Here is a 1,022-nt window from a genome sequence, read left to right on the forward strand (position 1 = left end):
CTGTTCGACCGCGGCACCGTCGAAGGCATCACCCACCGCCTGCTCCGCCTGCTGGCCGCCGTGGTCGCCGATCCGGACGCCCCGCTGGCCCGGGTCGATCTGCTCGGCGACACCGAGCGGTCGCGGATGTTGGAGGCGGGCACCGGGCCGGTGGCGGAGCCGGTTGTGTTGGCGCCGGATTTGTTCCGGCGGCAGGTGGAGCGGACTCCGCAGGCGCCGGCGGTTGCTGCCGGGGATGTGGTGTTGTCGTACGAGCAGTTGTCGGCGCGGGTGGATGGCCTGGCGCGGTGGTTGGTCGAGCAGGGTGTGGGTGCGGATTCGCGGGTGGCGGTGATGGTGCCGCGGTCGGTGGATCTGGTGGTGGCGTTGCTGGCGGTGTGGCGGGCCGGTGGTGCGTATGTGCCGGTGGACGCGGATTATCCGGCGGAGCGGGTGCGGTATGTGCTGGAGGACGCCGATCCGGTGCTGGTGTTGTCGTCGGTGGATCAGGTGGGTGGCGCGGAGACGGTGTTGCCGCGGCTGCACGCCGGGCAGACCGCCTACGTGATCTACACGTCGGGCTCGACCGGTCGGCCGAAGGGTGTGCTGGTTCCGCACGGTGCGGTGGGTGCGTATCTGACCCGTTCCCGTGGTGCGTATCCGGCGGCGGCGGGTTCGGCGCTGGTGCATTCGTCGGTGGCGTTCGACCTGACCGTGACGGCGTTGTACACGCCGCTGGTCTCGGGCGGTTGCGTCTACCTTTCCGAGCTGAGTGGTGATGTGCCGCGGCCGACGTTCCTGAAGGCGACGCCGAGTCATCTCACGGTGCTGGAGTCGTTGCCGGACAGTGCGTCGCCGTCGCAGACGTTGATCCTGGGTGGTGAGCAGCTGCTGGGTGAGGCGGTGCAGCGGTGGCGGGTGCGTCACCCGGACGCTCTGGTGATCAACGCTTACGGTCCGACCGAGGCCACGGTCAACTGCATGGAGTACCGGATCGAGCCGGGAGCGCCGGTGGCGTCGGGTCCGGTCCCGATCGGCCGGCC

1 protein-coding gene is annotated in these 1,022 nt (G+C 70.1%); it reads left to right on the plus strand.

Annotated features, from left to right (window positions below; all coding sequences use genetic code 11):
• Nucleotides 1-1,022: AMP-binding protein (locus tag LDL48_RS43215; protein WP_225261009.1), on the plus strand; the 1,022-nt coding region annotated here is incomplete at both ends.

Origin of the sequence: Jidongwangia harbinensis (genome assembly GCF_020216025.1) — a bacterium.
Taxonomy (GTDB): domain Bacteria; phylum Actinomycetota; class Actinomycetes; order Mycobacteriales; family Micromonosporaceae; genus Actinoplanes; species Actinoplanes harbinensis.